Annotated in this window: 4 protein-coding genes; all 4 read right to left on the reverse strand. The window is 56.6% G+C overall.

What is annotated here, in order from left to right:
• Positions 1–41: 41 nt before the first annotated feature.
• Complete coding sequence (locus Q0510_RS18110) at positions 42–1,283, reverse strand: DUF4876 domain-containing protein (RefSeq protein WP_298715020.1); 1,242 nt, start codon at positions 1,281–1,283, stop codon at positions 42–44.
• A gap of 10 nt (positions 1,284–1,293) precedes the next feature.
• Positions 1,294–4,080, reverse strand: a complete 2,787-nt coding sequence (locus Q0510_RS18115) for a TonB-dependent receptor plug domain-containing protein (protein ID WP_298715025.1) — start codon at positions 4,078–4,080, stop codon at positions 1,294–1,296.
• Positions 4,081–4,148: 68 nt separating this feature from the next.
• A complete protein-coding gene (locus tag Q0510_RS18120) occupies positions 4,149–4,769 on the reverse strand; it encodes a hypothetical protein (RefSeq protein WP_298715022.1) in 621 nt (206 codons plus the stop codon).
• 18 nt (positions 4,770–4,787) lie between these two features.
• Positions 4,788–5,890, reverse strand: a 1,103-nt coding sequence (locus Q0510_RS18125) for a hypothetical protein (protein ID WP_298715024.1), incomplete at its 5' end; no start/stop codon positions are given.

Raw genomic sequence — 5,890 nt, forward strand, 5'->3', positions numbered from 1 at the left:
TGATATATAATTTCTTCATCATTATTAGCTGTTACGGGTACTTACTTCGTATGATTCCAGGCGGGCATTTTGGAGCCGTGGCGGCGGAACTGCGGCACCACGCCGCGCTCGAAGTCTTCGGTACTGTTGTTGGTATCCAAATAGATCGGGGTGCCGTCGTCGTTCTTTTGATCCGACACTTTGCGGGCTACGCCCAGCGAGTTGTAAGTGGCGCCCACGTACGTCATCCCGGCATCCAGTACCGAGGGCACGCGCTTGGCGGCGATCATGTTTTCGTTATGCCCTGCTTCCACCGCATCCAGCACATAGCGGATGGGTATTTTGGCGAACACCGTAGTGGAAGCGGATGCGAGGTTACGCGTCTTCAGCGCCGGGTTGTTCACCGGATCGTAGGTTTCGCCTTCCGGTACGCGGAAGATGACATACGCCCCGCCGAAAACAGACACCAGGTATTGCGGCAGCGTTCCCTTGCCGGCGTTGCCGTTGTAGAAAACGTGCTCCATATCGAAGGCAGGCTGATCCGGGAAGTTGGGATTGTTCATGTTGAACTCGAACTCCGAGGCAGAACAGTCGATCGGCGACGTTGGGCTGTACTGCGGCAGCTGGTGGTTGGCCGCGAACTGCGCCATGGAGAAGGATTCCCCGGGCGCCAGCGGGTATTGCGTGCCGTTGCCGGGCACCTTCCAGATGCGTTCCGCGTAAGCGAAATTATTGCCATCTTCCTCCGGCCAGCGGGGCAGCGTAGTAGTGGCCGTTGTAGGCGTGAGGTTCGCGAAGCAGAGGCCGTCGAGGTAGATGGTGTCTGTGGAGTTGTTGTATACTTCGTAGAACTGGTTCCGGAAATAGAACGGCGTAGTACCCGCGAAGAAGATCTCTGAAAACACGAGCGGGCTCACTTTGAGGCCGGCCACATCGATTTCCACGAGCATGTCGTTTTTCGTTACCGGGAAGTTGATCTTCGCGCCGTTGAGGTAATACACGTCGCCATTGGCGTCTTCCACCCTGCCGCTGACGTTGATGCTGTACAGGCCGGGAATCAGCCCGTCCACCGCCGTCACATCCGCGCCCAGCGCATCTTCTTTCCGGAAACCTTCCGTGAAGTTCTCGAACACCACTTTCAGGCCTTCGGTGTTGGTGATGTTGGACATGGTGGATTTGGCTTTCACCCGGATGGTATAGTTGCCTGCTTTCTCCGCATCCAACCCTTCATTTATTTTTTTGCAGCTGCCCGTCAACACCGTTACCAGTACCGCGGCCGCCATGAGCCATGTTGCATTTTTCATGTGCTTGCTGTTAAAGTTTTAACGATAATTCCAGCCCGTAGAAGAAACGGTTGCCCCGTTTCTCGTAAGTGCCCGGAATCCTTTTGGATTCGGCACGCTGGTAGGTCCTGAACATATTGTTGGCGAAGAACGAAACCCGCATGTAATCGGCGATCTCCTTGGAAACGTTGATATTGAAGGTCACGAGCGGCGGCCAGGATTCCTTCACTTCCGTGATGCGGTTCACGTTGCGGAGCAGGTCCTTGAACTCGGGCTCGTCTTTGCGCTTCACGTCGTAATCATACACCTGCCCGTCTTCTTTCGAAATGTATTTCACCGGGATGCTGTCGTTGCCGAAACGCTGGTAATTGCTTTCGTTCCAGATCACCTGCGTGGTGAGCGTAACCACGAAACCGAGGCGCGGAATGTTATGCGTGGCGCGCAACATCGTTACGGCCGACTGGTCATATCTTTTCACCATCCCCGCTTCGTACAGCCCGATATGCGTTCTGTCGGAACCCGCGTTGCCACTGAAGTCGTCGAAGTACGTGTAATCCTTGTTGTAGCTTTCGGTGGTGAGCAGCGCACCGTTCAGCGAGAAGGCGGTGCGGATGGCTTTGAAGCGCCCCAGGTCGAGGTCCATCTCGATTCCTTTGGTGCGGGAGACCAGGTTGTTGGTGGGCATGTAGAACCCGGCAAGCACGTTGTTGCTGGCCGCGAGCTCGTAGATGGGCTGCGACCCGTCGCCCGTACGGCGGTATTCGTTGAACACAACGGGTTTGTAGCCGTAAATCGAGCGGTTCATGGAATATCCGTTATCCATATTCTCCTTATAACCCGTTACGCGCAACGTAGCCTGGTTTACGTTCAGGCGGAAGCCAATCTCGGCCTTTTCGTTCTTCGCGATTTCCAGGTGGGGATTTTCGGTATTGAACACGCGGGTGGTGGTCATGAGCACCTGCTGGCCGACAGGGATATTGCTCACCCCGATCTCGTTGATGTTCACGTATTCGAAATAAGCGTTCTCTGGATGGAGGTACATCACCGAAGGCGCTTTGGCCAGTTTACCGTAAGCACCGTTGATGCTGAATACCTGCGGAACGATCTCCAGGCTGGCGTTCAGGCGGGGCGACAATGCGTTCTGCCCACCCGAGAAGTTATCGAAGCGCAAACCGGCAGATAGCTCGAAACGGCGGCCTGCTATCCGGGTGTTGAAGTTTTCTTCTGCATACAGGCCCACCTGCGTCAATGCGGGGATATCGCTGAAGGCGCGTTTCCGGAAGGTCGAATTAACGGAAGAGAAGCTGCGCATCGGGGGCATCGTGTCGGAGAAGGTTTTACCATCACCGAAGTTCTTGTCGGATTTGAAATCCGCCCCGAGGATCCAGCGGTGGTTGGTAGCGCCGATCTTGTTGAAGAACGTTGCCGACGCCTTGAAGAAGGTGTTCAGTTCTTTACCATTGATATCATAGCGGCCCATATAGGTGCTGGGCAGATAGGTAGCGAAGTAGCCCTGGTCGAGGGGATTGGATGTGTTCAGCTTATTGCCGTCCACATCGAAAATATCTGTTCCGGGTTTGTTGGTGAGGATGCTGCCGTTGTTCGTAGTCATGGAATACGGCGCATTGGCGGAAGTGTTCTGCGTTTCGTAAAAGCTGTTCTTCACCGTATACCCTACCCTGGCCACGTAGTTGATGTTGCGCAGCCACAATTTCTTGTTGACCCGGTAAGTACCGCGGGTATTGAAGATAAACCCGAGGTCTTCGCCGCTGGACGCGGTTTTGGTCACCTGGTCGTCGGGGTTGGCATTGCGCGTATCTTTACCGTACAACAGGTCGAGCGAAGTGGTGGTGGACAGCTGCTTAAAGAAGGTGTTTGAATACATCGCCCTGCCCGTAAACCGGCGGTATTTCAGGTATTGCTGCACGGGATCGTTGGTGTTGTAGGCGTAATCCATCCCGAGGTTCAGCGCACCGTTGCGCTTGCCGAGGTTGAAGCCCTTGTCGGCCGACAACTGGTAAACGTTCGGGTTCGTCCTGCCCTGGATAGTGAGCGGCTGTGCGCCGGCCTTGGTATTAACGATCACCACGCCCGCCGTCACATCCCCGTACTCCACGCCGGGAACGCCGCGGATCACTTCCACGGATTCCACGTTGTTCATGGAGATATTCCGCACGTCGAAGCCCGCGTTGGGCGAAGCGCCCCCGCCGATGGACGCTGACCCGCCGGTGATGCCGGGCGCCAGCGACTGGAGGTTCGCGTTGTTCGACATCGGCGCCCCGTTCATCATGATCGTGGTACCGAATGCGTTCATGTTCTCCGTATTGGAACCGGCGTTGCGGATGTTCAGCTGCTTGGCATTGGTAAGGTCGGGGTTGACGGTCACGCCGCCGGGAATGAGCGCCATTACATCCGCCAGGCTGTTGGCCTGCAGGTGGTCGATGGCCGCGCGGGAGATGCGGGAAGCGGTGCCGTTGCTGCCGGTGGTGGTTTTCGCCGTTACGTTTACTTCCACCAGCCGGAAGTCGGACTGCTGCATGGTAAACTGCAGGTCTTTATCTCCCTGGATCTGCAAAACGGTATCGATCGTCACCTTGCCCAGGAACCTCACCTGCAGGCTGGCGGCGCCTGCGGGCACGTTGGGCAGTTCGAAGCGGCCGCTCCCGTCGGTCTGCGCGATGATGCCGTATGCGGGGATGGAAACCGAAGCGTAATGCAGCGGCCGGCTTTTGGCGGCGCGCGTTTCGTAGACGGTCCCTCCTATCCTGTATGCCTTTTTATCCTGCTGTGCGAGGGCCGTTACCGGGAAAAGTAACATCAATAGGCTCCCCGCATTTACACATCGTGTAAAAGAAAATTTTAATGCCATAAGTTGTTGATTCGTCTTTAGTGACTATGACTATGCCCGCCCATATCCGGCGGATTGATCATGATATGTGCTTTGTAAGTGCCTGCTCCCATCAGCCAGGGCATGCCCGGTTCGGCGGGTTCTGTCGGCAATCCGGTGCTGGCGCCGGTGGCATATGGCATATACACCACATACCGGCGCTGGCCGTCTTTGATCTCGCCGGTCTCCGGCACGAGCGCTTCGTCTTTCCCCCAGTAACCATACATGATGGTGGCTTCTTTAGGCATGAACAGCTTGCCGGATTTGATTTCCGCTTCGCGGGTGGAATCCTTCTGGCGCAGCTTGCCCTGTGCGGTCAGTTCGCGGCCGCGGGCCATGAACGGTTCCAGGCTTTTGGGGTAAGCGTACACGTACACGCCGAACTGTTTGGGGTTCGGGGCCAGGCAGATCATGTCGTTGGTGCCCTGGCGAAGGACGGTCAGCTTCCCGTCGGGCGTATAGCCCAGTACGGTGGCGCTGTCGCGGAATTCCTTCGGGGCTGCCATCACCGCCACGCGGATCTGTACGTCCGCGGGCAGGATGGGTTTGGGCTTCTTTGCCTGCGCCGAGGCCGAAACGGCCAGGAGCGTGCAGGCTATAACATTCAGTAACTTTTTCATCGTCGGTATATATCGTTATCAGAGAAAAATATTCAGGTTCTTGCGGGCCTGCGTTCTCAGCGCCGCCGGATATTTATCGGAGGCAGACACTTCTTTACAGAGCGCCACGATCTCGTCGCGCTTCCAGGAGCGGGGGAACCAGCTGAGGGCTTCCAGGGCGGCCATTTTCACGGCTTCGCTGTTGTCCGCGTCCCGCACGATGGCTACCATCGCGGGCACCGTCTGGTGATAGCGGTAAGCGCGCATCATGGTGATTTCGGAAATGCGGCTCTTGTCGGTCTTGTTTTTGGCCAGGATGGTATCGTTCAGCTGCTTCAGCTTCTTCTCGTTGTAAGCCGCGGCTTTCAGCAGTTCTTCCTTGCTGGACTCGAAGTGCACCATGGTTTCGGGCGTTACCTGCTTGTTGATCTCGCTCACGATGGGCTGCGGGTTCATGAGCGCCAGGGTGGATTTGATCTTGAAGTTGATCCGCTCGGAATGGTAGTCGTTGAGGATCATTTTGACGATGTGGGGCACAAACTCATCGCTGCCGCTTTCGCCCATTTCGTAGAGGGAACGGCGGCGGATGAACTCGAAAGAATCGCCTGTGGCCGCTTTGAGAACGGTGACGAAATCCGCGTTATTGAGTTTCTTCAGCTGCTGGAAGGCCTGCATGCGGGTGGACTCGTAGCCTGAATTGAAGTAGGTTTCCTTCAGCAGGGCGGAATAAGCCGCTTTGTCCATCTTGCCGTCGAGGTGCACGAGCGCCAGCGCCTGGATATCGGCGTCGGGCGTTTGGAGGAGCGATTTCCAGTAAGCGGCGTTGTAATTTCCGGTGATGGCGTCGTTCAGGTCTTTGGGGCCTTTGCCGGTGAAGGCGAAGGTGGGATCGCCCATGATGTGGGTTTCGAGGTAAGCGGTGTGCTTAAACCAGTTGCCCACGCGCACGCCGTGCTGCAGCAGGCCCAGGAGCTCGGTGGCCCAGAGGTCCTGCAATACGCCGATGCTGTTGGCCACTGCCACGATATTGTTGCCGCCGCCGAAGGGATAGTACCCTGCGATGTATTCATCGAGGTGGAAGGAGCCGGTGAGGCAGTTGTCCAGCATCACGAAGCGGGCATTGGGTTTGGCGGCCAGGAACT

It is taken from the genome of uncultured Chitinophaga sp., from assembly GCF_937874145.1.
Classification (GTDB): Bacteria; Bacteroidota; Bacteroidia; order Chitinophagales; family Chitinophagaceae; genus Chitinophaga.